Here is a 24,484-nt window from a genome sequence, read left to right on the forward strand (position 1 = left end):
CGAGGTTACGCCTTCCTCACGAACTCCGATTTCAGGTTCATCGCGCCGATGCCGTCGATCTTGCACGCGATGTTGTGACCGTCGCTGGCATCCTGCAGGCGGATGTTGCGCACCTTGGTGCCGCCCTTGACCACGGATGACGAGCCCTTGATCTTGAGATCCTTGATCACGATGACGCTGTCGCCGTCCGCGAGCGCATTGCCGTTGGCATCGCGCACGCCGGCATCCTGCGCCGTGTCTGCAAGCGCGTCCGCCGCGCCGCTCCATTCATGACCGCATTCCGGGCAGACCCAGAGATCGCGATCCTGGTAGGCGTGCTCGGAGTTGCAGGCGGGGCATTTCATCGTGTCGGGCATCTCTGGTCTCGTCTCGCGGGTTCGTGCGCGGCGCGACCGTAGAGGCGGGAACCGGGAAAGCAAGGAAAAGCTGCGAACCGCGCGCGGCGGGCCCGACCTGCCGGTGCGATGTCACCGAAACAGCGCGACGAAGATCACGTAGAACCAGCCCAGGATGCCGTGGATGATCGCCCACAGGATCGAATGGTTGTTGGTGTAGGAGATCGCGATGGCGAGCGCCGAGCCGAACCCCACGCCGTATTTCGCGCCCTCGACCCGCACGCCGTAATAGCGGTTCTCGTTCATGGTGATGCCTCCTGACCTCGAATGAGCGCGAGCCTATGCGGTGAACGCGATCCTGGCGAGCGGCATGATCGATGCGGCAGCGCCTGCGCGCGTTGAGCTGCATCAACGGCATTGCGCGACCGCGCTCTTGACGCAGATCAACCTGACCGGGCGGTGCCGACCTACGCTGGCCCGATGAATCAATCGCGAGGTTTGGCGATGTCGCACAGTGTTCGAATCTCCATCGGCATCATCGTCCTGATCGTGTTGTCGGTGCTGTTCCTCTTCAGCGTGGTCCACACCGCCGCCGGCGCGCCGAGGCCCGCATCGCGCATGGCCGCGGAGGGCCATCGCCTGGCGCAGGCGTGGTGCCAGTCCTGTCACGCCATCGAGCCGCACATGACCGACTTCTTCGACGAGGCGCCGAGCTTCCAGGCCATCGCCGATCGCCGGGGCACCACCGCGCTGTCGCTGAAGGTGTTCTGGCGCACGAGCCACCAGAACATGCCGAACATCGTGATCTCGCCGGAGCAGGCCGATGCGCTGTCGGCCTACATCCTGAGCCTGAGGAGCCGTTGAGAGACGGGCCCGGACTCGCTTTCGCGAAAACAACCCCATGCACAGTAGACGTCCCCGTGAAATCGCTCGGGGTTCCCGTCGACTTCGGTGATACCGAAAAATAGTTGCGGCGTCGGGCAAAACAGGGGCATGATGGCATGCTGGCGCTCGAGGGGTGGCGAGCCGCTTTGCGCGTCATCCAGGGTGCCAAATCCCGGATACGACGTGCGGCATCACCCCGGATTTACGCTTGCGTTCCATCCGGGCTACGGTCGCTCCGCAACTTGCGACGGGTCTGCCATGAGCTTCCTCCTCAACATCGACGTTCCCGACGTCGGCAAAGCCACGACCTTCTACACCGAGGCCTTCGGCCTCACCGTCGGACGACGCTTCGGCACCGATTTCGTCGAGCTCAACGGCTGGCCGGCGCCGGTCTATCTCCTCACCAAGCAGGCCGGCACGCCGGGGGCTGGCGGCGACCGCCGACGCTACGAGCGGCACTGGACGCCGATGCATATCGACGTCGTCGTCGACGATGTCGATGCCGCCGTCGCGCGTGCGGTCGGCGCGGGTGCGATCCTGGAGGCGCCGGCGCGCGATGCGCCCTATGGGCGGATCGCGATGCTGGCCGATCCGTTCGGCCACGGCTTCTGCCTGCTGGCGTTCAGCGGGAAGGGGTACGACGCGCTGCTTGGAAGCTCGTAGCCCGGATGGAGTGCAAGCGTGATCCGGGACGCTTGGCCCGCGGACACAAGACCCCGGATTGCGCTACGCTCCATCCGGGCTACGTAGCCAAGATCGGGGCGGCATGGCAAAGCAAGCGAAAAGCAAGCCGAAAAGAAAACTGAAGACCTACCAGACCTCGCTCGGCTTCTACGATCAGGCGATCGCGGCGCCCTCGATGAAGGCGGCGCTCGAGGCCTGGGGCGCCAGCTCCAACCTGTTCCATCAGGGCGTTGCCAGGGAGACCGACGACCCCGACATCGTCGCGGCGACCATGGCGAAGCCGGGTGTCGTGCTCAGGCGGCCCGTCGGCTCGGACGGCCGCTTCACGGAGAGCGCGGAGCTGCCGACCGATCTCGTCGAGAGCGAGGCCAGGCCCGGCCGCAAGGCCAGAAAGCCGGCGAAGAAGCCGGCCAAGAAGCCAGCGAAGACCGCGAAGAAGACATCCCGCGAGGAGGACGATGCGGCGGCGCGCAAGGCCGCCGCGGCGTTCGAGAAGGAAGAGCGGCGGCGCGAGTCCGAGCGCCGCAAGGAAGAGGCCGCCCGCGCCAGGGCGCGCGCCCGCCGCGACAAAGCGGTTGCCGCCGCCGAGGCGGCGCTCGACAAGGCAAGGCGCGAGCACGACGCCAAGGCGGAGGCGATCGAAGCCGAGCGCGCCGCGCTCGACGCGCGTGCCGAAGCCGAGCAGGAGCGCTGGGACAAGCAGAGGCTCAAGCTGGAGCAGGCCTTGCGCCGCGCGCACCAATAGCGGCGGGCGCGCTCATCACGTCATCACATCGCCCAGCGGCGGGATCGCGGTTCCATCCCCATATGAGATCGAGTCTCCTATAGGTCTGGAATGCCCGAAAAATCCTCGAAACCTGCAAGTCCGATGATCGTGCACTCGCGCCGCGCGGCGCCGGTTCTGGTGTGCGCAAAGTGCCTCAAGCGCAGCGACGAAGGCCGCGACGTCAGGCGCGCGCTGAAGTCCGAACTGAAGGCGAGCAAGCGCGACGGCATCAAGCCGGCCAAGCTGGTCATGACCGGATGCTTCGGCCTGTGCCCGAAAAAGTCGATCGTACTCGCGAGCGGCGCCAGCCTGGCGCGGCAGGAATATTTGCTGGTCGCGGATCGCGATCAGGTGCCGGCGGCGCTGGCGCGGTTGAACGGCGGGCGGGGCAAGTAAGGCGCAGCTGCGCGAGAATACGATTGCAGCTTGCCGGGTCCGTGCCTCTCGACCGTCGTGGCGCGGAGCGAGGCGACGAAGCAATCCAGGCTCCCTCTGCGGAGATGGATTGCTTCGCTGCGCTCGCAATGACGGAATATGCGGCGGCGGCGGTGTGTTGCGGAGCCTGTCGTCGGGCCGCGCTTCGCGCGGACCCGATGGCTCGCAACGACGGATGAGGTCGCGAAGGCCCGCATCGGTCGTTCACGCAAAGTCGAGAACAAATTCGCTTGCCATGCAAAGCGTCCTTTTGCACTCTGGCGGCAAGGAGACCAACGCAATGAAGACAAAGACCATCGCCTATGCGCTCGGAACCGCCCTGGTGCTGGGCGGCCTCGCAACATCGGCTGCCGAAGCAAGACCGCGGAAGGCGCAAGTGGTACGCGCGCCGCAGGAGCGGCTGATCATCACGGCGCCCGTGCTGCGGCCGACCCCATGGGACTACAACATCGTGCCGCGCTATCGCTATCGTCCCGAGGACGACAAGGTCGATCCCTACGGCCCGCCGCTGGTGCCGTCCTATGTGCGCTATCAGGGATGGCGCTGGCCGTATTGGTGGTGAGAGACGGCCGTTAGCGCACTTCGACGGCGCCTTCTGATCGCGCGGTCGCTGCAGGTCCGGCAGCGAGGGTTAACACATTGGTCATTTCTTTGCGGTCATTTTCGCGACCTCAGTCAGCAAAGAGGCACCATGTCCGACATCACCATTCCCGGCGGCAAGATCCGTTCCTTCGTCGAGCGGATCGAGAACCTCGACAGCGAAATGCAGGAGTTGAGCGAACAGAAGAAGGAAGTCTTCGCGGAAGCCAAGGGCGAGGGCTTCGACGTGAAGATCCTCAAGGAGATCATCAAGCTGCGCAAGGAAGACAAGAACGAGCGCGACGAGCGCGAAAGCCTGCTCGACCTCTACATGCGCGCGATGGAGACGGCCACGCCGGAGCAGGCGAAGGCGGCGTAAGAGCAGAGGGTCACTTTCGCGGAAGTATCTGCAATCGGCGAATGCCGGCTACTTCGTAGGGTGGGTTAGCCGAAAGGCGTAACCCACCACCGCGTATCCGACGGGCAAGACGGTGGATTCCGCTTCGCTAGTCCACCCTACGCGCTTTCCTCTCGGCCGCTCCCGACCTCGCGTGTCACTTCTCCTTCTTTTTCACGCTGATGTTGCCGTCGCCCTCGATGTAGGCCTCGATGACGTCCGCAGGGCTGTCGACGCCTTCTTCCCGGAGCTTGCTCAGCAACTCGTCCATCGTAACCAGCTCCTGTCGCAAATGGCGGCGAAGGACCTGGCCGTTCTTGATCAGAAGTAGCGGCGGGGGCTGAACGAGCCGCTCGACGAAGGGGACGTGATAGCCGACCCAATCGATGGCAAGGTTCCAGAAGATGATGGTGGCAACGAGCACCAGGCCTTCCGTGATCGACCGGTATTCACCCGCCATGCCGTTCTGCGCGGCATCGGCCAGAAGCACGACGAGGAGCACGTCCGGGATGCTGATTCCGCCGGTTTGTCGCTTCAGGATGAGGCGCATCAACGTGAAGATGCCGAAATACATGATGGTGCCCCGTACGATCATCTCGATGAGAGAATGCGTCGGAGCAAAGATCTCGTGCCATGGGAGCTGGAAGTTCAACATGGGGCCTCGCATCTAGACAGGAGCTTCCTGCTAGCATGTTTGGATGACCTGATGGACTGGCGCTGTGCGCTTGCAGGCAGCCCACTCGGACGAGCGCGGAAGCCTGCTCGACCTCTACATGCGCGCGATGGAAAGCGTCGCCGGAGCAGGCGAAGGCGGCTTGAGACAGCCAGGTTGATCGGTGAGGGAGACACGGCCGCGATCGAAAGGTTGCGGCTGTCATGCGTTGGCAACCACGCAAGGTGAAGCGCTGCGGAACTTACCGTCATCCGCGCCGGAATGACAGCGCAAGGGTTACGGCTCTCGATCTCGTGTGAGGAACCAAAGGCGAAAGCATTCGATTGAGTGGCATCGCCTCACACGCAATGGAGACACGGATGGAACTGTCCGGAAAAAAGATCGCGATTCTGGCCACCCACGGCTTCGAGCAGTCCGAACTCGAAATGCCGCGTGATGCCCTCAAGGCGGCCGGCGCAACAGTGGAGATCATTTCGCCGCAAGCCGGCGAGATCAAGGGCTGGGACGAGAAGGACTGGGGCCGCCCGGTCAAGGTCGACAAGACCCTCGACCAGGCCAAGCCTGCCGACTATGACGCCCTCGTGCTGCCCGGCGGCCAGATCAACCCCGACCTGCTGCGTGTCGAGCCCAAGGCGCTTCAATTCATCAAGAGCGTGTTCGACGCCAAGAAGGTGGTGGCCGCGGTCTGCCATGCGCCCTGGCTGCTGATCGAGACGGGCATCGCGAAGGGCCGCAGGATGACGTCCTACAAATCGATCAAGACCGACGTCGCCAATGCCGGGGCGAAGTGGGAGGATTCGGAGGTGGTCGTCGACCAGGGCCTCATCACCTCGCGCAATCCCGGTGACCTCAAGGCCTTCAGCGCGAAGATCATCGAAGAGGTGAGGGAAGGACGTCACACGCAGCGCAGCAACGCGGCGTAGTCGTCATTACGGTGACGGCGCGCAGGGCGGGTTAGCCGAAGGCGTAACCCACCGATCTTGTGTCTGCGAAGGGTGAAGAGGTGGGTTACGCTGCGCTAACCCACCCTACTTAGCCCCAGAACTACCGGCACCGACAGTCAATAGCGGCCGCCGCTGCCCTTTTGCTGCGTGATCCAGTCCGACAATGATTTCGGCTTCGATTTCACAGTCCGGCCCGGTGATGCCTTCGGGTTGTCGCGAGCGCCTTTCGCCGGATGCGTGCGCGACGCTTGCGTTGCGCCGGCGCCCCTCGAGGCCGCCGCCGATGCCTCCGCGGCTTCCTTCTCCAGCCGCAGTTGTTTCAATCGCGCCATCTTGAGGCGCTCGGCCTCGACTTCGGGTCGTTCGGCTAGAAGCGGCTTGGCGTCAGCAAACTCCGCCGTGACCACGACCCCGAGAATGGTCGTCTCGCCGAGCGCCTTGCAGGCCTCGAGCCGATGCAGCCCCTCGACTAGAACGAGGCGGTCTCCGTCGCGCCGAACGGAAATGGGGGTCTGCTGTCCGATGTCCAGCATGCTTTCCGCGATCTCCGCGACGGTGGCGGGATTGAGGGCCTTCTTCTGCTTGGTGGGAACGAAGATGTTCTCGATCGGGAAGTTTTCCGGTTTGGGCATAAGATGACTCCGCGTCGACCGGCCCGTCGGAACCCCATGCCGGTGGGGTTGGAGTTTAGGGGGGGAGGTCTCGGGCGCAAAGGCAATTTCTGAGTTAAGCTTCAACAGTGTTCATCTAGCCGGCGGAGCATCACGACGGCAAAGCTTTCAGACGAGTTTTCGCGCGCAATGTTCGAAATCTATCGCCGTGCAAAGGTCGAAGCTAAATATCCGGCGAATATTTTCTTGCAGATGCTCACGGACCGTGGAGGAATCGATACGGCCAAATTTCTTATCAATCAGCCACAGCCGTCTGATGGATACACCCACCTTTACGAACGTGGCCGCCTTGATCTAACCGTCGAAGCTGAAGTGGTCGATAACGAGAAATGGCATTCGCTTTTCACTTCTGAAGAAATTGACAAGGCTCGGCGACGCCTCGCGCAATACGGATATCGTTCGTAAGCGAGCTAAACGAACCTTTCAACAATCGTCCTTGGACGGTGAGTTTTGCCCAAGGCCAGCCGCTTTTGCATCGAGTTCTCGAATTGATCATCCCTTCGGCTAGTCGTCTTCACTGCGCGTAGAGGTAGAAGCATCTTCGCTGCAGTGGTATTTGAGTTCCCAGGTTAGAACGGGGTGGGGGACGCAATTGCCGGAGCGAACGATCAAAGACGTCGAAATCGCCTTGATTAAAGCGATGCTCGATCGAGGATTGAAGAACAAGGATATTCAGTTTTATTTCAATCGCCCAGAGCGCCCTGTTAATTCGGGCAGGATATCGACCATCAGGACAGGGACTTACAGCAACTCGAAGAAAATCAAAGCCGCGTCTGCAGACGAGCTGGAATACTTCTTTGCATCATTCGCAAGGGGTGGCGCGAGGAGAGATGGCGCTGAAAGCCCCAATGAACAAGAGGTCCGACAGCTCTTTAGGAAAGGTGATGACACCCATTGGCACCTTTTCCGAGGTGAAAGCGAAGAACACGAATGCAAGCAGGACTTTGACCCTCGAAGGCTCACTCCGGTAGTCCGGGCGATCGCGGCGCTTGCAAATAACAAGGGCGGCTACGTGTTCTTCGGGGTCGGAAATAACCGGTGCAAGGTCGAAGGTGTCGGTCCGGCATTCTCTCAGACCGATATCGCGGACATCGTGAATAAAGTTAAGGCTCATCTCGCTCCCACGCCGAGCATAGTTGCTAAGGGTGTAATCGACTTCGATGGGCGAGCGGTTGGCTTTTTGCGTGTGGAGAAGCACCCGGATCGTCCGGTCGTCGTTTACCGGGACGGAGAATCGTTAGCGGAGGGCGATATCCTTTATAGGTATCCTGGCCAGTCAGCTCGCATCAAATTTGCTGACCTGCGAGCTATGCTTGATGAGCGAGATCGGCGTGCCCAGGTCGCACTCGCAGAGGCGGCACGGACTTTGGCCAATGTAGGTACCGCCAATGCTCTAATCCTAGACACAGACAAAAATACAATGAACACAAATGGTCGCTCGATAATTTTGGATGAACGGCTGATTGATCAGATCAAATTTATCAAAGAGGGGCAATTCGAAGAAAAATCTGGTGCGCCAACACTAAAATTGGTCGGCGAGATAAGAACGGTAGGGGTGATCGGATCGCCCCAAAAGGTGATCTCAAGAGAGGCGATTTTTGAGAAAGACATACTCGATGCGTTTATCAGTCAGGAGATCGTCGAAGGCCCTGAGAATTTCATCTTCGCAGGACTAGCTCAATCTCGCATGTGGTTGCCTATATTTTACTTCGCGCGAATGTCCGGCCGCACCAATTCGCAAATCGCGGACGACGTCGAAGGTCGAAAAATCGCTCAGAAGGGCAAGAAGTCGATATTGCTGGAGAGGTTGCGAGGACAAAGAACGGCGCACGCGAAGGCTGTCACACAAGCGGCGCGAGCTGTGAGTAGGGACATCGCAACTGGGAATTTGCACGCGCCAAAGGTGCTGTCAGATGTAGGTACATTTGCTCATGGTGTTACAGCAGTCACGGCGATAAACGTACCTCTGGGGGAGGTTCTAATCGCGCTTCTCGCCGCTCGTGAATTGGCCGAGAAAGCCGACGATAAGAATGCATTCGGTGCGGTTTGCAAAGCGATCTGCCGAGTTGATGAAATCTTCTTTGCAGAGATGAAAGTACCCCTCCAACCTCGTTCTGGAGCGGGTGAATGATGCACAATGAAATTCTCAATGAAATCCCCAATAGGATACTGAAACTCGCAATTGGCGCTCTTTCACAAGCAAATACTCACGCCGTTTTCTCGGATCCAGGGAACGAGCATTGGGACTTTATTTCAGTGACTAACACGGCGCACGCCGGTGAGTTGTTTCTTAAGGCGATCATCGCCCAAGAACATCCCCTTCTAATATTTCGGGATCTGTTCAACCTCGATGACAATCGTTCGGTTACCCTTGATTTAACAAGCCTCGTCCAAAAAGGTAAAACTCACGACTTCGACAAATTGCCACAAGTACTTTGGGTTGCCACCGGTCAAAGATTGCCAAACCCAAGCTGCTTTGACCGCCTTCGACGTGCGCGAAATTCGATCCAACACTTTTGTGCTCCGGAGAACGAGGACTTTCGGGCCTTATCTCTAGAGTTCATCTACACCATAGTCGATCCGCTCATTCGGGAGAATTTCGGTCTCTTCGCGATCGAATACCACGAGGATCATAGTGTTGGTTACGACCATGTTGTGGGGTGTCTTGTGCGACACCAATTGAGATTTTCGATTCCGGATGACTTCGATCTTGGAGAAATTCAGTTGGACCGCGAGTTGAAGGGCGCAGAAGAAGAGTATCGCGGGTGGCTGATGGGGGAGTTGAAGCGGATTGGTCGAGAAGACCTGTTGAGCACTTAAGAAACAAGGGTGGCCTGACGGCCGCCCTTGTTCTCTGCCAATGGCCCTTCGTAGCACAATGCATGCTGTGGTTAAGAACACCCCGTCGTGCTTCCACAATTATATTATTAGTGCGCAAACATTCGTGTGTATGTAGAGGCACTTAGGCTTCGGCATATTTCTTCACAATATTCCGACTTCATGTAAGTCGGAATATTGCTGTCGAGCGAAGGTGCTCGGGCTCACCAGGGATCAGGACGTCTGCCCCCGAGCGCCACTCGTCTTCGGCTTACCCTTGCCATCGTCGTGCTCCCCGACAAGGGACGCTTCGCTCTTCGCCCTTGTCCGGTGCGCGCGCCGTTGGCCGCGGCCGCCTGCGACGGCGGCTCCGGGGATCAGACTGATGATGCCGTGCTGGACTTCAGGAAGTCAGTGTGGTTGTGGTGCCGGACGCCAAGCGATGGCGAAGGAGGTTTGATATGCCCCTTAAGACAACCAAGTTCGATGTGCAGGACTACCTGAAGACGCCGGATCAGCAGGCCGCCTATCTAGAAGCAGCGCTTGAAAGCGATGACCCTTCGTTCATTGCTGTCGCGATCGGAGATCTGGCCAAGGCCCGGGAAGTTTCGAAGTTCTCCCGTTCGGAGAGAAACTGAGCCTTTTGGTCTCTATGCGCGCCGGCCCTTCGCATTCTCTCGTGCTGCGATTTCTCAATTTGTTTGACATTTGACCTCGGCAAGGCGGCGGCTCACCACAGCAATCCGACCGATCGCCTTTTATCGGCGTACGGCCGTTTCAAGGCTTCTTTCATCGTCTCCGGCTGCCCGACGATGATGACCTGCTGGCGGGCCCGCGTGACCGCAGTGTAGAGCCAGGACGGATCGAGCAGCCGGCTCTGCGGCAGCGCGACAATGACGTAGTCTGCTTCGGAGCCCTGGGCACGGTGGCAGGTGAGCGCATACCCGAGCGAGAGATCGACCAAGTCCTCAGAGGCGAATACATGCTCTTCGTCGTCGAAAACGGCCACGAGCTGACGTTCGGCCCGGTCGATCCGCCGGACGATGCCCATCGAGCCGTTGAAGAGTCCGCGCTTGTAGCAATTGCGCCGGTGCACGAGCGGCTCGCCAGGCGAGAATAAATCACCGAGCGGCCCCCGGAGCTCCTGCAGGTCTTTCCTGCGCAGATATTCGTCATGCAGGCGCCGGTTGAGACCGCTGACGCCGCAGGGACCGTCGTTAACCGGCGTGACGATCATGACGTCGCGACCGTCACGCAATTCATCCCAGATCGAGACAACCTTATCGGCGATCTCGTCACGCCCCGACGCGCGCGCAAGCATGACACCGACGTGGGGCCCGACGTAAGTGGAGAGGTTCGGCATCTCCCGCCGGCGGATCTGGGCTGCAATACCCGGGATAGACGTGGTCGCGGCCTGGCGGTGCACGGTGGTGAGCGTTGAGGTGGCGGCCGGATCGTCGACGAAGCGGTGAAACAGCAACCCAAACCCCACCGGCGGAAGCTGTCGCTCGTCGCCAACGAGCAGAAGCCGGGCACCTTGCGGCATCCGCCGAAGCAGGCCGTGAAGCGATGGCAGGTCCACCATGGAGGCTTCATCGAGGATGACCAGCGTGTCGGAAGTTAAATGCGCCAGCTCGCGCAGCTTAGTCTCCAGCTCCGCCCTCTCGGTCTGATCAAGTTCGCCGGCGAGCTGACTCTCGATCGCCTCTCGTTCATCCAACTCGCGGAGCGTCCGGAAGATGGTGCGCGCGAGCCGCCCGGTCGAGCGGGACAGCCGCAGGGCGGCCTTGCCCGCGAGCGCCGCCAGCAGCAACTGGCCGCCGGCGCGCTCCCAGAGGTCGCAGATCGTGCGCGTCACGAAGGTCTTGCCGGTGCCGGCGCCGCCTCGGAGGCACGAGAAACCGGCATACAGGCTCCTACGGACGGCCTCGGCCTGATCCTGACTCAGGACGGCCTTTTGGCCTCCGAGGTCACCCAGGAGGCGATTTAGCGGGTTTGGCGGGCCCTCCGTCGCCATGGTGCGGAGCTGCCCGACCACGGCATCCTCCATCAGGGCGCAGCCCGGTGCCCGCAGGAGTCCGGAAGGCGAGGCGATGACCGCCCGGCGCTCGATCGCAAGCTCGACCACGTGGTCGAGCACTCGGGAGGAGAGTGGCCCGCCAAGCTTGCTGGCGAGCCGCTCGCGAAAATCGTCCCGCGCGATCGCGGTTGAACCGGATCCGACCAGGTCCTTGATCACCGCGTCCGCTGCGCCCACGAGACGATGAGGATGGTTTACGGGATCGGCTTCACCGCTCTCATTCAGCAGCCGCAGACCGAGGTCATCCACGCGCTTCCAATCGAGCAGCGGGACGAGGCAATAAGGGTTTGCCTGCAACGCCCGCGGAGCATCGCCGCCGAGTAGCGCGTGCACGCGCCGGGCCAGCGCCAACTCGGTCACACCGACGGCCGCGAGCCATTCGACGAGCCTCGCTTCGCCGGCCATGGTTTTCCAGGAAGAAACGAGCGCGGCCGCGAGCCTTGGCCCCAGCACGGGACGGTCGGGGTCCATCACCGCCGCGAGGGCCGCGACGTCGCCGGTGTCGAGTGCTTCGGGCAGGCGGTCCTCGAAATGCTGCCACAGCCTGCGGGCGCGCGCCGGCCCGATGCCGGCGACGCAACTCGCGAGATAGTCGACCATCAGCTTGCCGCTGGGCAGGGCGCGCACCGCGCGGCTGGCCGAGATCTGCGGTCCCCACTGGGTGTCGGACAGGTCGCCTTCCACGGACCAAAGCTCACCGACCGAGGGCATGCCCAGCATGGCCGCGTTTGCAGCCTTCACCCGGACGGAAGAACCGTCGGCCAGGCGGCCGGCGAAGATAGTGCCAAAGTCACGCCGCGAGACGATGCTGTCGACGACGATGTCGGTCATGCCGGAGCCCTGAACACGAGGCCCGTCTCCTCGATTAGGTCGAGGCGAGCCTTGAGCCGCGCGTTCTCGTCGCGCAGTGAGACGACCAGTGCCTCGCGCTCGGCGAGCGCCTTGCGCAGCTCGGAGATCGTATCCGCATCCCGGCCGAGCCGCTTGCGGACGCCGGCGTCGGCAACGTCGTCGAGCAGGCGTGAGCCGATCGGCTTCACGCCTTGCGCGTGGGCGAGGGCGTTCACCGGCCCGGCGAGCTCGGGCTTCCGGAAGAAATGCTGCTCGAGGGTTTCCCGGAGACCGAGATCCCGTACGAGCTGGCGCACGTTGACCTTGCCCTCAGACGTGAGGGGCAGGGTAGGCGCGCGATCGCGTTCCGACTGCGACGACCAGGCAAGTTCGAGCCGCTCAAGGTGGGGCTCGAGCTTTTCGAGGATCGACGGCACCACCGAGCGGGGATTCACTTCCGCTGCTCCGGTTTCAAGGAAACGACAGTCTTGCCGGCGAGCTGTTTCAGAAGCTCGGTGTTTCTCTTCTCCAACTCGCCGATTTTACGGGTGGCATCCGCCAGCTCGGCCGTGACGCGGGTGAGCTGAAGCTCGGCTTCGTGATAGTTTTGCCTGATCTCGTCGATCTGCTTGTTCGCCACCTTGACGCGCGCGTTGACCTCCCGCCGCACGGAAGGCGCGCCGGTGGCGACCTGACCTTTGATCCGCTTGATCCAGGCATTGACCTCGTGCCTGAGCTCCTTGATTTTCGGGGTGTTCTTTTGGAGGTAGGCCGCGCTCTTTCCGGAGCGCCGCAGCAGTTCGTCGACGGTGAGCTTGCCGTCGTTGTAGGGGTATATGCCGCCGTTGGCGTCGATCTCGAGCTCGATCCTCTGCATCGTCTCCTGAACCGAGATCTTGCTCTCGAGGTGCTTTTCTTTTGCATAGGCTGCTCCTGCCTGCGCGATCCTGCGCTTGCCCACGCGCCTGTCCGTGCTCATTGACCGGCCTCCCAGATGCTTTGAATGTTGGGATGCTCGTTGAGCACGCGCGAGCGGACGTCGTCCCAGCGCTTGAGGTTGGCCAGGATCTGCCCGTCGAGATTGGCGAGGACCATTTCATTGGTAGTTTGCTCGCGCTCGAGGATGAGCGCCCGCAGCGTTTCCTCGCACCCTTGCTTGGCGCGCGAGGTCTCCAAGCGATGGTCGCAAGTGGTGCGGCAGGCGCCGGGATCGGGGGCACCCCGCTCCTTAGTGCAAGGTCCAGCCTGGCCGAGTCCCTTGGTGCAGATGACACCGGGACGGACCAGCGACCAGTAGCGGCCGTTGAAAGTGAGAACTTCCGCGGTTTCCCTCAAGGAAGATGTCTCAAAGACCTTTTCACCGCGCTGCATTCCCGCTGCGGCGAGGCCCGCCTGCAGGGGCATGGCGGCAGGGCCGCCGGCCTGGCCTTCGATGGTTTCGGCCAGGGCCTTTTCCGCCATGACGAAGGAGGTCTCTTTGGCGACCTTCATCGCATCCTCGATGATGCGCGGTTCGGACAGCATGTAGCGCAAGGTCATTTCGAGGTCGCGGTGGCCGAACAGGTCGAGCAGAACCTGTGGTGCACCAACGACCGAGAGAGCGACCAGGCGGGCGACGGTGTGCCGCCAGCGGTGCACATGGGCCCGGTCTCGGCCGGTCAATCCGGAGAGTCCGAGGTGATCTACGGCCTGGACCAAGGGTTCGGTGAGATTGAGCAGCCGATTGCCGAGCTTGTCACCGTCGCCGAGGATGACCCAGAGATGTGTCTGCCCGGGCGGGCGAACGACTTGGCAAATTTTCTGCTGCACCTCGATTGCCCGTACGGCTGCCGGATGCAACGGCCAGTCCCGCTTCTTTCCGCCGATCTGATCGATGAGCTTGTAGGTGACGGAGTGAAGACGATCGTCCGAGCCCTGGTTTTCGTTATCTTCCGCGGCCGCGAGCTCGCTTGCACGAGCGCCGGTGCAGAAATCGATCATCCCGAAGTTCATGGCCTGAACGGTGCTGACCATGCGGTTGATGTCGCTGGCATTGCGCGGCGGCCACTGGTCCGAAACGCCATCTCTGCGGGCAATCTCGAAGGGAAGCTGCGTGATCGGCCTGCCTGCTGCGTCCACCCATCTGACGCGTTCAATGGCGGCATTGCGCAGAGCAATGACCGAAGGATGGGAGGTCGAGCGTCCCCGCGCCGCCTCGCTGGCCGTAATTTCGCGCAGCTCAGCCCACAGTGGGAGAAGCTGGTCAGCCAAGTTCGCATGGACCCAGAGAGCACGGCGGATGAATTCGGTGACAAAAGTGTCCGAGAACGGTTGCCAGTTGCGCTGCTCTGTCTTTTCGACGGGGGCAGGGGCGGCCCGGCCATGCCGGTTTCGCTCGATCGTAGGGTCATCGTTCCCATTGGCGAAGTCGCCGTCGGCATAGAGGCGAGGCCAATCAGAGATGCGGCCACGTATTCCGGCGTCAACGAGAATGCGGAAGAGGGCCCGTATCGCGTCTCGCCCCTTCTCCCTTGGCGCCAGGGCGGGAAGCACCTCCTGGAGGATGTTGGTGATGGTGAATCCACCAAAAACCGAGCCGTCTTCCGTCGGCACGTTGTTGAATTGCCATTTGGCAAGACGCAGCAGCAGATTGGCGGCATCGATCCAAGGGCCCGGCTTGTATTTCCTGACGCCGGTATCGGTCATCCGGGGAAGCCAGAGTGCCAACAGCGCACGGCGAATTGCCTCGTCGCGCCGCTCGGCCGCGGAAGGGTCGGCCGGCACGCCAGCATCGGATGGGCAAACTGTCCTCTTTGACAGCCGGCTCACGGACGTGGGCGGCACCCAATCCTCCGGCACGACGAGTTCCTCGTCTCCGAGCCGACAGCCCTCGAAGATCTCGTATTCGCGCAATTCCTCCCAAGGCTTTGCCGCGAGCTCGGAGTAGTTTCCGAGCGTTGGAAGGGTCTTGATACGCCATTCTTGGGCGCGCTCCGCAGGATCAATAGATCGGATACGTGTCATGCGCCTTGACCTCTCCCGTCTGGAGCTTGTGAGACCATTCCTGGATGGCCGCTGCGACCTCGGTTTGATCGAAGCCCTTGAGCGTCTCCTCGATCGACGCGAGTTCGTCCTCCAAGCTCGATCCGCTCCACGCGGCGTATGGAATGGTGCGCTGAATGTGGATTAGCTCGGCGCACGCGCGGGCGAGGGGGCCAAGGCTCTCCTTAAACACGACGCCATGCTGGCAACCGGTGCAGCGCTGCACTCGACAGAGGGCACCGCTCTTGTGATCGGGCGCGATCTGGCGCGGCGGATTAGTGGGATCGAGGCATCCGAGGCCAAGTCGGGTCCGCTGCCTGAAATCCTGCAGCCGACGCTCCTGCTCGGCCGTGATGGTCCCGTTGGCGACCAACAGGCGCAGCCGCGTGGGATCGACCACGCCGCCGGTAGAGATTTCAGCGAAGACGGTATCCTGCACCTTTCGGACCTGCTTCTCGCTGAACTCACGATATCGCTTGGACTTCAGGTAATGCTTGAGCGTCCGGATGTTGCTGTGCTGACTGGCCAGCTGAGTAAGCAAGACATGATAACCAGACTGAACGTAGGCGAACCCAATCCAGGCATCGCGGGCATCGGACGTCGCGATCTTTTCGAGCGAAGGATGGCGCTCGATGAGACCGGCGGCGACGGTCCGGGCGATGAGATTGAGATGGCTGGAATCGGCGTTATTGAATGCGGACACCTCGCCGATCTTATTGACCGTATGGTAAAGCCAGGGGCTGCGGACCAGCGCCTCAAGTTCAGCGATCTTGCCCGACTTCGCCAGTGTGGGAGAGAGGGCGTGGTCCTTGCGAGCCAGCTCCAGCCGATGGCTGACAGTGGCGCGCAGGATCTTGGTGCGCTTGATCATTTCTCGAACGATCTGGTAGGGGTGCCACTCAGGCTCGGTCATCGATAGCGTGAACTGATGCCGGTCCGCGCGCGCCTTGAAGGCATGGATGACCGTAAACTGCTCGCGGTGTGGATGGGCCTGACACCAGGCATCATCTTCACTCACGTCGAGCCCAAGTGCTGTCGAGAGATTCCAGCCTGTTCCGAGCAGGAAGAGCCACAGAAAGACAGCGGTGTCCTGATAGCTCGGATAGAACCAGCGTAAGGCTCCAACGACGCCTTCTCGGCCCCGTTCCGTCATGCCCGGCGCAAGATAGTCGGGGCCCTTTCGGCCTGGTTGAACCATGCCCCAATAGGCACCCACGTCCTTCAACTCCTGTTTGTCGAGAAGGTGCTGTTGCGTCAGCTCCTTTATGATCCAGGCTCTGTTTTCCCGAACAGTCCATTGAGCGGAAACGCGCGTGTCGCTGCGGGGATCTCGTCCCGCAGCGGCTAGTAGCTCGCCCTCTTTGAACATTCTCTTGATGCAGCGGGCTTCATGCTTGAATGCATTGTAGAGGTGCCGAACCGCCTCCCTGTTGACCGGCTCTGTCGTGGACACGTTGTCAGCCGCGCGCGCTGACCAAAAGAGCGGGGGCAAGCCGCGAAAGCGGCGCAGGGCGTCAATTTCTCCTTTGGCACTCCGGTATTCAAGCGAATTTCCGGACGCTATCCATTCCAGCATCATGGGACCGTGGGCGTCGGTCATATCAGCGATACAAGTAACTGGAGCGCCATGCTTGGTCTCTACCGCATCCAAAAAACGGAAAATCCCCCGGAAGACATGCCGTACCTTTTTCGATGCTACGGGCTCCGGTCGCTCGATCCGAAAACGCTCTGCGATCTCCAGCGCAAACAATGGACGGCCAGAAAAATCTCCTGCCCAGATGTGCTTTGACTTGGGCAGAACATTTTCCAGCTTTCCGCCGACGGAGAATTCGCTCAAATCGACGTCGTAAACGATGCCGCTTTGAGCTTTGATGGTCAGCTTCAGCGACCCGGCGTTGAAGGGGACGACATTCATTGCGATCAGCGCTCCTCGTCACCCGCTAGAAAGCGGTGCCAACCGTTAGCCGTCTCTGCGAGATTGAGCGCTGTGGCGAGCCATTTCAGGTAGATCTGGGTGGTGACCTCGTCGACATGGCCGAACTGCCGCTGGAGCATCTTCAACCATTCGGAACCGCGGTTATGAACCCAATTCACGCCCATGCCGGCAGGTGTCGATTTGTGTGCGCGCGCTTCGGCCTCGAGTGCGTACAGGATGAAGAAGCAGGCAAACGCATGTCGTCCTTTGTGCGGCGACCAAACCTTCGGACGGGGCGTAACCTTGGCGAAGCAGTCGCCAATCGTATGCCGCAGGATCGGGATGCCGATGAAACCCGGCGCATCGGATACGAACAGGTTGTCGGTGCGCTTTCCGTCCCGCTTGTAGAGTGCAAAAACGTACTTATTGCGGGGCCCGTCGATCCAGACGCGTATTTCCCTGGCAAGTTCGATGGGGACGCGGATGGTCCTGGGACGTCCACCCTTTGTGCCGCGCGTGAGATTCGCCGGCACAAAGACATCGCGGCGAAACGCGGCCTCTTCAATTTTCTCAACCGAAGGCCAATCAGCGACGGGAAAGGCCTCGGCCTCGCCGAGCCGTACACCGGTCTCTAAAATGAAACGGCAGACGAGATATTTCGCGTAGCCGCGACAACGTCGCACAGCCGCCAACCAGTCACGAACTTCGACAGGCTGAGGAAGCCTGAACGTGTCGATCTGGCTTTCGCCCAGCGGCTCCTTCAGACGTCCAGGCCTGACGGTTACGGTCCGCATGCGGCCGCCGATCCTTTTTTGTTGAACGGTGAGATTGACTTTAAACTCACCCCGCAGGCCTCGATCTGCGGCCCAGGTCAAAAAATGGGTGGCGTTGTCTGCTCTCCCGTTTGACGTACTAGCTGCCAAACGCTCGCCTGAAGCGGACCAGATGCCTGAGTGTTGTTCGTCTTGGTAGACGAGCACGTGATCGTAAGTGGCCTTCTGCCACGCAACATCCTTGGACTCACACCAACGGATCCAATTGGTAAGATGATCGGCGATGGTCTTGAGTGTGCGCGGCCGCGGACGATCGTGAAAACCCGCCGCGGGGCGCCAGTCCAATTCCGCGCGCTCGCGAAGATAGCGATTGTATTCCCGGCAATAACGCTGACGACTGTCGAAAATCACCGGCACGTGGGCAACGGACGCGAAGCCGAGCTTCGCGATCCTGTCAGCGTTCGGTTGGAAGACCTTGACCATGCCGCACTGGCGGCCGGCATCGCGCGCCCTGCGAGGGCGCGTTTTGGACCTGGTACGCTTCGGAATAGGACGGTGTGCGCCTCTAGCTGAGGCTCCATCGCGATTTATCTGAAACGCTCCGGTCTTTGCCGGATCCGCGCCCCCTGTACTTGAACCTGGTCGCAACATCACGCCCAAACCTCAACCAGAAGTTAGCGTTCCCCGCCGGCATGCCGGCGTGGTAATCGAATCCTTGAAGTGGCTCGCGTCTACATCCTCGGTGCCGAGGGGAAGCCGTCTTCCAAAAGATCGTGGAGCGGGCCAATGCTCTGAACGTGCTCCTCGATAAATGGCTCGGTCCACCGCTCGTGGACGAGCTTCACTACCGCGGCATTGAGTTCGGTGGACACCTCACGGCGGATGAGCGACATCTCCTCGACGTCGAGGGCCATGAAACGAAGCATGCAGTAGGCGCGCGGATCGAGAACCGCGACGGCGGCGGCCCGCCCGTTGCGGTCGACCAGCATCGAATGCATCACCGGCAGGTCGAGACCCCACTGCACCGCCTCCGCCCCGTACGCCGAACTCTCCGCATATTGGTCGATCAAGCCGCCAAGGGTCGATGCCGTATAGAGCCGGAGGCTGAGGCCTTCTTCGGTCCGGAGTTCGACCGCCGCTTTGTCGGCACTGAGCTTGGCGCGCTGCACCTCTATCTTGGCTCGTCTCAGCACTCCTACGAGCTCGTTGATCACGTCCGTCGGGTGTACGCCGGCGACCAGAAGGTCCATGCCGCCTTCGGGCAGCATCTCGCGCGGCAGGAGCGCGGCCATCTCGCATTCGTAGGCGTAGATGGCAGCCTCACCGATGATGGTGACGTGGTCGATCAGTCCGGACATGCCTATGGCGCGCGCCACAGCGCCGACTTCCTCCGGGGCGCGGGTGAGCCGCAGCGCCCGCGCCATCCTGGTCTGCTCGGCGATTGTCGGCCGTAGGGCCGCGATCTGGCGATCCAGCTCGGCCCGTTCTTTGATGAAACGGTCGTAGATCCCCTCGGTCTCGGGCGACCGGCGGCCGATTGAAGCTGCCTTCTGCTCGCCAGTGAGAGGATCCCGTCGGTACCGGGTCAGGTATTCAAACTTCTTGACCTTCAGCCACTGCATGCCGCCACCGAACTCGTCCCGCGAGCGGGAGAGCGCGGCAAACTCGAGCGTGGTGGAGCGCATGGTCTCCGCCAGCCGCCGCTGCTCCCTGGTCATCGGGGTGTACATTGAGCGATTTTAGCTCGTGGACGAACTGACTGATCGTGATATAAACTACCATAGTAGCAACGAAGAGTCTAGGCTCGACCCCTATATGGCCGATCCGGAGGGCGCGATGGTGTGTGGTGAGGCAACCGGGCGCAGCCGCTACCTGACATCGGGCACGGGTGCCCGTTACGGAAAACGAGGTTCGTCCTAGCCAGGTAAGCGCTCAACGATCCTTTATCCGTGCGCCTAAAGGCGAGTACCGCTATCGCAACCATGCCGAGGCCAACGCAGACACCATAGGTGGATAGCCGACACGATGGCTGAAACGGCGAGGGAGCTGGGGTGCAAGCGCTCCTGAAGGCGCGCATCAGACTTCAGGTTCAATCGAATATCGCGAAGGTGGGAGTGCCTGTGAACCTGGAAGAGAGCGCCATGCTGAGCGGCAGTTTATCGCGTGGTATTCTCTAAGTGGTGCAGCCATCTCCCGCTTTGTGTGATGGAGGATCTAGCTATGCCAAAGCCGGTTCAAATCGACGACGACCTGTACGCGCGCGCGGCCACTGCGGCATCGCGCGAAGGAAAACACGTCGAGACTTACATAAACGAGCTGCTCCAAGTGCAGTTGAGAGATGTCGAGAGAATGCAACAGATTGTTAGGGATCTCGATGAGATCGCTGGAGACGATGCCGAAGAGGCGTGGATTCTCCGCGAAAATTCTACACCGGCAAAAGGCTCAGGCTCGTGAGCCCTCCAACACGACAATCCGGATAATCACAAAAACCCCGCCGGTGACGGCGGGGTTTTTTCTGCTTTAAGTCGGAATACGAAATCGAGGGACTTCACAATCAGCACAGTTTGCCGAGAAGGCCGATTTCGTCCAAGTCGGAATATCAGGAGCAGCCGGTTGTCGAACCGCACGTATCGCACTTCATGCAGGTGCCATTCCGCACCAGCGTGAAGTTGCCGCACTCCGAGCACATCTCGCCCTCGTAGCCCTTGGCCTTCGCCTCCGCGCGGCGCTCGGCCTTGCTGGGGACGGCGGTCGCGGCGCTGCCGGCCTTGCTCCACTGGAGCTGCTCCAGCTTCTCCGTCGGGGAGAGGTCGTGCTGGACTTCCTGCTTCAGGGCGACGGCGCCTTCGAGGGCATCACCGACGCGGGCGCTGGCGCCATGCGAGGCCATCGCGGTGACCTTGCTGCCGCCGGAGGGCGCGCTGTCGCTGCCCTGGCTGACCGCGGCCGAGCCGCCGCGCATCACGAACAGATTGTCCGTGCGCGAGCGGGTGAGGCCGCGCGAGACCAGCTTGGTGGCGTGGTGGCCGCCGTCGTCGTCCGGCTCCTTGCCTTCGTCGACGCCCTTGCCGAGCGCGTCGAAACCCGTCTCGTTGGGATCGACATGGGCGAGGTCGAAGCGGCTGAGATAGCTCACCGCCAGCTCGCGGAAGACGTAGTCGAGGATCGAGGTCGCGTACTTGATCGAGTCGTTGCCCTGCACGGGACCCGCCGGCTCGAAGCGGGTGAAGGTGAAGGCGTCGACATATTCGTCCAGCGGCACGCCGTATTGCAGGCCGAGCGACACCGCGATGGCGAAGTTGTTGATGAAGGAGCGGAGCGCCGCGCCTTCCTTGTGCATGTCGATGAAGATCTCGCCGAGACGGCCGTCGTCATATTCGCCGGTGCGGAGATAGACCTTGTGCCCGCCGACGACCGCCTTCTGGGTGTAGCCTTTGCGTCGGTCCGGCATCTTCTCGCGCTCGCGCATCACGATGATGCGCTCGACCAGCTTCTCGACGACCTTTTCGGCCACGTGGGTGGCGCGCGCCGCCATCGGCTTCTCGTGCAGCGCCTCGACCGCATCGTCCTCGTCCTCATCGTCGCTGATGAGCTGCGAGTTGAGCGGCTGGGACAGCTTGGAGCCGTCGCGATAGAGCGCGTTGGCCTTCAAAGCGAGCTTCCACGACAGCATGTAGGCGGACTTGCAGTCCTCCACCGTGGCGTCGTTCGGCATGTTGATGGTCTTGGAGATCGCGCCCGAGATGAAGGGCTGCGCCGCCGCCATCATGCGGATGTGGCTCTCGACCGACAGATAGCGCTTGCCGATCTTGCCGCAGGGATTGGCGCAGTCGAACACCGGATAATGCTCGGCCTTGAGGTGCGGGGCACCTTCCACCGTCATCGCGCCGCAGATGTGGACGTTGGCCGCCTCGATCTCGCGCTTGGTGAAGCCGACGGCCTGGAGCAGGTCGAAGCCGGGGGCCGCGATCGCCTCGGCGCCGATGCCGAGCTGCTCGCGGATGAAGTCCTCGCCGAAGGTCCACTTGTTGAAGGCGAACTTGATGTCGAACGCGGTCGGCAGGGCCTTCTCGACCTTGGCGATCGCCTCGTCGGTGAAGCCCTTGGCCTTCAGCGTGGTGACATTGATGCCGGGGGCGTTCGCCAGCGAGCCGTGGCCGACGGCGTAGGCCTCGATCTCGGCGATCTCAGCTTCGCGATAACCGAGCGTGCGCAGCGCGGCCGGCACGGCGCGGTTGATGATCTTGAAGTAGCCGCCGCCGGCGAGCTTCTTGAACTTCACCAGCGCGAAGTCGGGCTCGATGCCGGTGGTGTCGCAATCCATGACGAGGCCGATCGTGCCGGTCGGCGCGATCACCGTGGTCTGGGCGTTGCGATAGCCGTGCTTCTCGCCGAGCTCGAGCGCCGCATCCCAGGCCGCCTGGGCACGGCTGACGATGTCTGCCTGCGGGCAGGAGACGAGGTCGAGCGGCACCGGGTTGACGCTGAGCGCCTCGTAGCCGTTGGACTGGCCGTGCGCGGCGCGGCGGTGGTTGCGGATCACGCGCAGCATGTGCGGCGCGTTCTTCTTGTAGCCGGGGAAGGTGCCGAGCTCGGAGGCGATCTCGGCGGAAGTCTTGTAGGTGATGCCGGTCATGACCGCGGTGAGGGCGCCGCAGAGCGCGCGGCCTTCCTTGCTGTCATAGGGCAGGCCCATGGTCATGAGCAGGCCGCCGATATTGGCGTAGCCGAGGCCGAGCGTGCGGAACTCGTAGGAGAGCTCGGCGATCGCCTTCGACGGGAATTGCGCCATCATCACGGAGATTTCGAGCACGAGGGTCCAGAGCCGGCAGAGATGCTCATAGCCTTCGACGTCGAAGCGCTTGGTTGTGGTGTTGTAGAACGTCAGCAGGTTGGCGGAGGCGAGGTTGCACGCCGTGTCGTCCAGGAACATGTATTCCGAGCACGGATTGGACGCGCGGATATCGCCGGACGCCTTGCAGGTGTGCCAGTCGTTCATCGTGGTGTTGAAGTGCAGGCCGGGATCGGCGGAGGCCCAGGCCGCGTAGCCGATCTTCTCCCAGAGGTCGCGCGCCTTCAGCGTCTTGGTCACCTTCCTGGAGGTGCGGGCGGTGAGATTCCAGTCGCCGTCGGTCTCGACCGCGCGCAGGAAGTCGTCCTTGAGCGAGACCGAGTTGTTGGAGTTCTGGCCGGAGACGGTGAGGTAGGCCTCGCTGTCCCAGTCGGTGTCGTAGGTGTCGAACGCGATGTCCTTGTAGCCCTGCTTGGCGAACTGGATGACGCGCTTGATGTAATTGTCGGGCACCAGGCTGCGGCGGGCGAGCTTGATCTCGCGGCGCAGGGCAGGGTTCTTCTCGGGGTCGAAGCAATCGTCGCCCGAGCCTTCGCAGTTCACGCAGGCCTTCAGCACCGCCTTGAGGTGCTTCTGGTTGATCTTGGATCCGGTGACGAGGGCGGCGACCTTCTGCTCCTCCTTCACCTTCCAGTCGATATAGGTCTCGATGTCGGGGTGATCGACGTCGACGACGACCATCTTGGCGGCGCGACGGGTGGTGCCGCCGCTCTTGATGGCGCCCGCGGCGCGGTCGCCGATCTTGAGGAAGCTCATCAGGCCGGAGGAGCGGCCGCCGCCGGAGAGCTTTTCGCCCTCGCCGCGCAGGCGCGAGAAGTTGGAGCCGGTGCCGGAGCCGTACTTGAACAGGCGGGCTTCGCGGACCCAGAGGTCCATGATGCCGCCCTCGTTGACGAGGTCGTCGCCGACGCCCTGGATGAAGCAGGCGTGCGGCTGCGGATGCTCGTAGGCCGACTTGGACTTGGTCAGCTTGCCGGTGAAGGGGTCGACGTAATAATGGCCCTGGCCGGGACCGTCGATGCCGTAGGCCCAGTGCAGGCCGGTGTTGAACCATTGCGGCGAGTTCGGCGCGACCATCTGCATGGCGAGCATGTAGCGGAGCTCGTCATAGAAGGCCTGGGCGTCGTCGTCGGAGGTGAAATAGCCGCCCTTCCAGCCCCAATAGGTCCAGCAGCCGGCGAGACGGTCGAACACCTGCTTGGCGCTGAGCTCGCTGACATAGCGCTCCTTCTCGGGCAGCGCGGCGAGGGCCTCGGTGTCGGGCACGGAGCGCCACAGGAAGGAGGGGACGGATTCCTCCTCGACCTTCTTCAGGCGCGCGGCAACGCCGGCCTTGCGGAAATACTTCTGGGCCAGCACGTCGGAGGCGACCTGCGACCACTCCGAGGGCACCTCGACATTGTCCAGCTTGAACACGACCGAGCCGTCGGGATTGCGAATCTCCGACGTGGTGAGCCGGAATTCGATTCCCGCATAAGGTGACTGTCCCGCACTGGTGTGGCGCCGCTCAATCCGCATGTCTTGCCCCGTCTTTCATCTTTGACCGGTCGCGCCCCTCGTTGAAGGCGTCCCGGGTCGTCATTTCACTTCGCGAGTCCCTCGGCCGTCGGCTTCGGGCTCCGCAGCTCAGCCGGTGGACCCGGCCCTTGTTCTCCCGACGCGATGGCTCGGTGCGCGCACCTCACATCCCGCCTGCCTGTCCAGACCCATCCGCCCCCAAGGGGATGAGCCCGACATGCGATCAACGCCCCACAACGCCGCTACTTCTCTCACTTCACGCAGGTGTCACTCGAAACCACCGCGAAGTCTGCCATCCGAGCCTGTTG

At 61.8% G+C, this 24,484-nt stretch carries 24 protein-coding genes; 12 read left to right on the forward strand and 12 right to left on the reverse strand.

Annotated features, from left to right (window positions below; all coding sequences use genetic code 11):
* Positions 1 to 5 precede the first annotated feature (5 nt).
* Positions 6 to 356 (reverse strand): zinc ribbon domain-containing protein YjdM, encoded by a 351-nt coding sequence (locus ASG57_RS01065; RefSeq protein ID WP_057195529.1) that lies wholly within the window; start codon positions 354 to 356, stop codon positions 6 to 8.
* A gap of 111 nt (positions 357 to 467) precedes the next feature.
* The gene (locus ASG57_RS38530; protein ID WP_196232353.1) at positions 468 to 641 is read right to left on the reverse strand and encodes a hypothetical protein; all 174 of its coding nucleotides are present in this window, start codon (positions 639 to 641) and stop codon (positions 468 to 470) included.
* Between the two features lie 198 nt (positions 642 to 839).
* On the opposite strand from ASG57_RS38530, the gene ASG57_RS01070 reads away from it, so the two are divergent.
* The 6 genes from ASG57_RS01070 to ASG57_RS01095 all read left to right on the forward strand — a co-directional run bounded on the left by ASG57_RS01070 (position 840) and on the right by ASG57_RS01095 (position 4,063).
* Positions 840 to 1,199: a c-type cytochrome gene (locus tag ASG57_RS01070; RefSeq protein ID WP_028145821.1), complete on the forward strand. Its 360-nt coding sequence runs from the start codon at positions 840 to 842 to the stop codon at positions 1,197 to 1,199.
* A gap of 279 nt (positions 1,200 to 1,478) precedes the next feature.
* Entirely contained in the window at positions 1,479 to 1,883 is a 405-nt protein-coding gene (locus ASG57_RS01075; RefSeq protein WP_057195530.1) for a VOC family protein, read from the forward strand.
* A gap of 103 nt (positions 1,884 to 1,986) precedes the next feature.
* Positions 1,987 to 2,649: a hypothetical protein gene (locus tag ASG57_RS01080; RefSeq protein WP_057195531.1), complete on the forward strand. Its 663-nt coding sequence runs from the start codon at positions 1,987 to 1,989 to the stop codon at positions 2,647 to 2,649.
* A gap of 123 nt (positions 2,650 to 2,772) precedes the next feature.
* Positions 2,773 to 3,066, forward strand: a complete 294-nt coding sequence (locus ASG57_RS01085; protein WP_230646511.1) for a hypothetical protein — start codon at positions 2,773 to 2,775, stop codon at positions 3,064 to 3,066.
* Positions 3,067 to 3,385: 319 nt separating this feature from the next.
* Positions 3,386 to 3,667 carry a hypothetical protein gene (locus ASG57_RS01090; protein WP_057195604.1) on the forward strand — a complete coding sequence of 94 codons (282 nt, stop codon included), beginning with the start codon at positions 3,386 to 3,388 and terminating at the stop codon, positions 3,665 to 3,667.
* Between the two features lie 129 nt (positions 3,668 to 3,796).
* Entirely contained in the window at positions 3,797 to 4,063 is a 267-nt protein-coding gene (locus tag ASG57_RS01095; RefSeq protein ID WP_024337920.1) for a DUF2312 domain-containing protein, read from the forward strand.
* Positions 4,064 to 4,238: 175 nt separating this feature from the next.
* On the opposite strand, the gene ASG57_RS01100 is transcribed toward ASG57_RS01095, so the two are convergent.
* Positions 4,239 to 4,736: a DUF421 domain-containing protein gene (locus ASG57_RS01100; RefSeq protein WP_024337919.1), complete on the reverse strand. Its 498-nt coding sequence runs from the start codon at positions 4,734 to 4,736 to the stop codon at positions 4,239 to 4,241.
* A 377-nt stretch (positions 4,737 to 5,113) separates the two neighbouring features.
* On the opposite strand from ASG57_RS01100, the gene ASG57_RS01105 reads away from it, so the two are divergent.
* The gene (locus ASG57_RS01105) at positions 5,114 to 5,677 is read left to right on the forward strand and encodes a type 1 glutamine amidotransferase domain-containing protein (protein ID WP_024337918.1); all 564 of its coding nucleotides are present in this window, start codon (positions 5,114 to 5,116) and stop codon (positions 5,675 to 5,677) included.
* A gap of 137 nt (positions 5,678 to 5,814) precedes the next feature.
* Here ASG57_RS01105 and ASG57_RS01110 read toward each other — a convergent pair whose 3' ends face one another.
* Positions 5,815 to 6,330: a ParB N-terminal domain-containing protein gene (locus ASG57_RS01110; protein ID WP_057195533.1), complete on the reverse strand. Its 516-nt coding sequence runs from the start codon at positions 6,328 to 6,330 to the stop codon at positions 5,815 to 5,817.
* A gap of 168 nt (positions 6,331 to 6,498) precedes the next feature.
* Here ASG57_RS01110 and ASG57_RS01115 point away from each other — a divergent pair, with 168 nt between their 5' ends.
* From ASG57_RS01115 to ASG57_RS38535, 4 genes are all read left to right on the forward strand, one after another.
* On the forward strand, positions 6,499 to 6,774 hold the full coding sequence (locus ASG57_RS01115) for a hypothetical protein (RefSeq protein WP_057195534.1): 276 nt from the start codon (positions 6,499 to 6,501) through the stop codon (positions 6,772 to 6,774).
* Positions 6,775 to 6,961: 187 nt separating this feature from the next.
* Positions 6,962 to 8,500 (forward strand): ATP-binding protein, encoded by a 1,539-nt coding sequence (locus tag ASG57_RS01120; RefSeq protein WP_057195535.1) that lies wholly within the window; start codon positions 6,962 to 6,964, stop codon positions 8,498 to 8,500.
* Positions 8,497 to 9,189, forward strand: coding sequence for a hypothetical protein (locus tag ASG57_RS01125; RefSeq protein ID WP_230646512.1), 693 nt, complete (start codon positions 8,497 to 8,499; stop codon positions 9,187 to 9,189). The genes ASG57_RS01120 and ASG57_RS01125 overlap by 4 nt, the downstream gene beginning before the upstream one ends.
* A gap of 458 nt (positions 9,190 to 9,647) precedes the next feature.
* Positions 9,648 to 9,824, forward strand: a complete 177-nt coding sequence (locus tag ASG57_RS38535) for a helix-turn-helix domain-containing transcriptional regulator (RefSeq protein WP_200948525.1) — start codon at positions 9,648 to 9,650, stop codon at positions 9,822 to 9,824.
* A 92-nt stretch (positions 9,825 to 9,916) separates the two neighbouring features.
* On the opposite strand, the gene ASG57_RS01130 is transcribed toward ASG57_RS38535, so the two are convergent.
* The 7 genes from ASG57_RS01130 to ASG57_RS01160 all read right to left on the reverse strand — a co-directional run bounded on the left by ASG57_RS01130 (position 9,917) and on the right by ASG57_RS01160 (position 19,536).
* Positions 9,917 to 12,097, reverse strand: coding sequence for an AAA family ATPase (locus tag ASG57_RS01130; protein WP_057195536.1), 2,181 nt, complete (start codon positions 12,095 to 12,097; stop codon positions 9,917 to 9,919).
* Entirely contained in the window at positions 12,094 to 12,552 is a 459-nt protein-coding gene (locus ASG57_RS01135; RefSeq protein ID WP_057195537.1) for a hypothetical protein, read from the reverse strand. Before ASG57_RS01135 ends, ASG57_RS01130 begins: the two co-directional genes overlap by 4 nt.
* Positions 12,549 to 13,076 carry a hypothetical protein gene (locus tag ASG57_RS01140; protein ID WP_057195538.1) on the reverse strand — a complete coding sequence of 176 codons (528 nt, stop codon included), beginning with the start codon at positions 13,074 to 13,076 and terminating at the stop codon, positions 12,549 to 12,551. Before ASG57_RS01140 ends, ASG57_RS01135 begins: the two co-directional genes overlap by 4 nt.
* Positions 13,073 to 15,100: a site-specific integrase gene (locus tag ASG57_RS01145; RefSeq protein WP_057195539.1), complete on the reverse strand. Its 2,028-nt coding sequence runs from the start codon at positions 15,098 to 15,100 to the stop codon at positions 13,073 to 13,075. The genes ASG57_RS01140 and ASG57_RS01145 overlap by 4 nt, the downstream gene beginning before the upstream one ends.
* Positions 15,078 to 17,033, reverse strand: a complete 1,956-nt coding sequence (locus ASG57_RS01150; protein ID WP_057195540.1) for a hypothetical protein — start codon at positions 17,031 to 17,033, stop codon at positions 15,078 to 15,080. The genes ASG57_RS01145 and ASG57_RS01150 overlap by 23 nt, the downstream gene beginning before the upstream one ends.
* Positions 17,034 to 17,038: 5 nt before the next feature.
* Positions 17,039 to 18,289 carry a site-specific integrase gene (locus ASG57_RS01155; RefSeq protein WP_230646513.1) on the reverse strand — a complete coding sequence of 417 codons (1,251 nt, stop codon included), beginning with the start codon at positions 18,287 to 18,289 and terminating at the stop codon, positions 17,039 to 17,041.
* A gap of 248 nt (positions 18,290 to 18,537) precedes the next feature.
* Entirely contained in the window at positions 18,538 to 19,536 is a 999-nt protein-coding gene (locus tag ASG57_RS01160; RefSeq protein WP_057195541.1) for a GSU2403 family nucleotidyltransferase fold protein, read from the reverse strand.
* 490 nt (positions 19,537 to 20,026) lie between these two features.
* Here ASG57_RS01160 and ASG57_RS01165 point away from each other — a divergent pair, with 490 nt between their 5' ends.
* Complete coding sequence (locus ASG57_RS01165) at positions 20,027 to 20,260, forward strand: hypothetical protein (RefSeq protein WP_156402553.1); 234 nt, start codon at positions 20,027 to 20,029, stop codon at positions 20,258 to 20,260.
* Positions 20,261 to 20,405: 145 nt separating this feature from the next.
* On the opposite strand, the gene ASG57_RS01170 is transcribed toward ASG57_RS01165, so the two are convergent.
* Positions 20,406 to 24,176, reverse strand: a complete 3,771-nt coding sequence (locus ASG57_RS01170) for a vitamin B12-dependent ribonucleotide reductase (RefSeq protein ID WP_057195543.1) — start codon at positions 24,174 to 24,176, stop codon at positions 20,406 to 20,408.
* Between the last annotated feature and the right edge of the window lie 308 nt (positions 24,177 to 24,484).

Source organism: Bradyrhizobium sp. Leaf396 (assembly GCF_001424605.1).
GTDB classification, from domain to species: domain Bacteria; phylum Pseudomonadota; class Alphaproteobacteria; order Rhizobiales; family Xanthobacteraceae; genus Bradyrhizobium; species Bradyrhizobium japonicum_C.

What these genes read in the sequence shown, in the direction of transcription:
- ASG57_RS01100 (WP_024337919.1), bottom strand. Translation starts at nt 4,736, where the DNA reads ATGTTGAACTTCCAGCTCCCATGGCACGAGATCTTTGCTCCGACGCAT.
- ASG57_RS01090 (WP_057195604.1), top strand. Translation starts at nt 3,386, where the DNA reads ATGAAGACAAAGACCATCGCCTATGCGCTCGGAACCGCCCTGGTGCTG.
- ASG57_RS01125 (WP_230646512.1), top strand. Translation starts at nt 8,497, where the DNA reads ATGATGCACAATGAAATTCTCAATGAAATCCCCAATAGGATACTGAAA.
- ASG57_RS01160 (WP_057195541.1), bottom strand. Translation starts at nt 19,536, where the DNA reads ATGTACACCCCGATGACCAGGGAGCAGCGGCGGCTGGCGGAGACCATG.
- ASG57_RS01165 (WP_156402553.1), top strand. Translation starts at nt 20,027, where the DNA reads ATGCCAAAGCCGGTTCAAATCGACGACGACCTGTACGCGCGCGCGGCC.
- ASG57_RS01075 (WP_057195530.1), top strand. Translation starts at nt 1,479, where the DNA reads ATGAGCTTCCTCCTCAACATCGACGTTCCCGACGTCGGCAAAGCCACG.
- ASG57_RS01150 (WP_057195540.1), bottom strand. Translation starts at nt 17,033, where the DNA reads ATGAATGTCGTCCCCTTCAACGCCGGGTCGCTGAAGCTGACCATCAAA.
- ASG57_RS01115 (WP_057195534.1), top strand. Translation starts at nt 6,499, where the DNA reads ATGTTCGAAATCTATCGCCGTGCAAAGGTCGAAGCTAAATATCCGGCG.
- ASG57_RS01065 (WP_057195529.1), bottom strand. Translation starts at nt 356, where the DNA reads ATGCCCGACACGATGAAATGCCCCGCCTGCAACTCCGAGCACGCCTAC.
- ASG57_RS01155 (WP_230646513.1), bottom strand. Translation starts at nt 18,289, where the DNA reads ATGGTCAAGGTCTTCCAACCGAACGCTGACAGGATCGCGAAGCTCGGC.
- ASG57_RS01080 (WP_057195531.1), top strand. Translation starts at nt 1,987, where the DNA reads ATGGCAAAGCAAGCGAAAAGCAAGCCGAAAAGAAAACTGAAGACCTAC.
- ASG57_RS01145 (WP_057195539.1), bottom strand. Translation starts at nt 15,100, where the DNA reads ATGACACGTATCCGATCTATTGATCCTGCGGAGCGCGCCCAAGAATGG.
- ASG57_RS01085 (WP_230646511.1), top strand. Translation starts at nt 2,773, where the DNA reads ATGATCGTGCACTCGCGCCGCGCGGCGCCGGTTCTGGTGTGCGCAAAG.
- ASG57_RS38535 (WP_200948525.1), top strand. Translation starts at nt 9,648, where the DNA reads ATGCCCCTTAAGACAACCAAGTTCGATGTGCAGGACTACCTGAAGACG.
- ASG57_RS01070 (WP_028145821.1), top strand. Translation starts at nt 840, where the DNA reads ATGTCGCACAGTGTTCGAATCTCCATCGGCATCATCGTCCTGATCGTG.
- ASG57_RS01170 (WP_057195543.1), bottom strand. Translation starts at nt 24,176, where the DNA reads ATGCGGATTGAGCGGCGCCACACCAGTGCGGGACAGTCACCTTATGCG.
- ASG57_RS01105 (WP_024337918.1), top strand. Translation starts at nt 5,114, where the DNA reads ATGGAACTGTCCGGAAAAAAGATCGCGATTCTGGCCACCCACGGCTTC.
- ASG57_RS01110 (WP_057195533.1), bottom strand. Translation starts at nt 6,330, where the DNA reads ATGCCCAAACCGGAAAACTTCCCGATCGAGAACATCTTCGTTCCCACC.
- ASG57_RS01140 (WP_057195538.1), bottom strand. Translation starts at nt 13,076, where the DNA reads ATGAGCACGGACAGGCGCGTGGGCAAGCGCAGGATCGCGCAGGCAGGA.
- ASG57_RS01130 (WP_057195536.1), bottom strand. Translation starts at nt 12,097, where the DNA reads ATGACCGACATCGTCGTCGACAGCATCGTCTCGCGGCGTGACTTTGGC.
- ASG57_RS38530 (WP_196232353.1), bottom strand. Translation starts at nt 641, where the DNA reads ATGAACGAGAACCGCTATTACGGCGTGCGGGTCGAGGGCGCGAAATAC.
- ASG57_RS01095 (WP_024337920.1), top strand. Translation starts at nt 3,797, where the DNA reads ATGTCCGACATCACCATTCCCGGCGGCAAGATCCGTTCCTTCGTCGAG.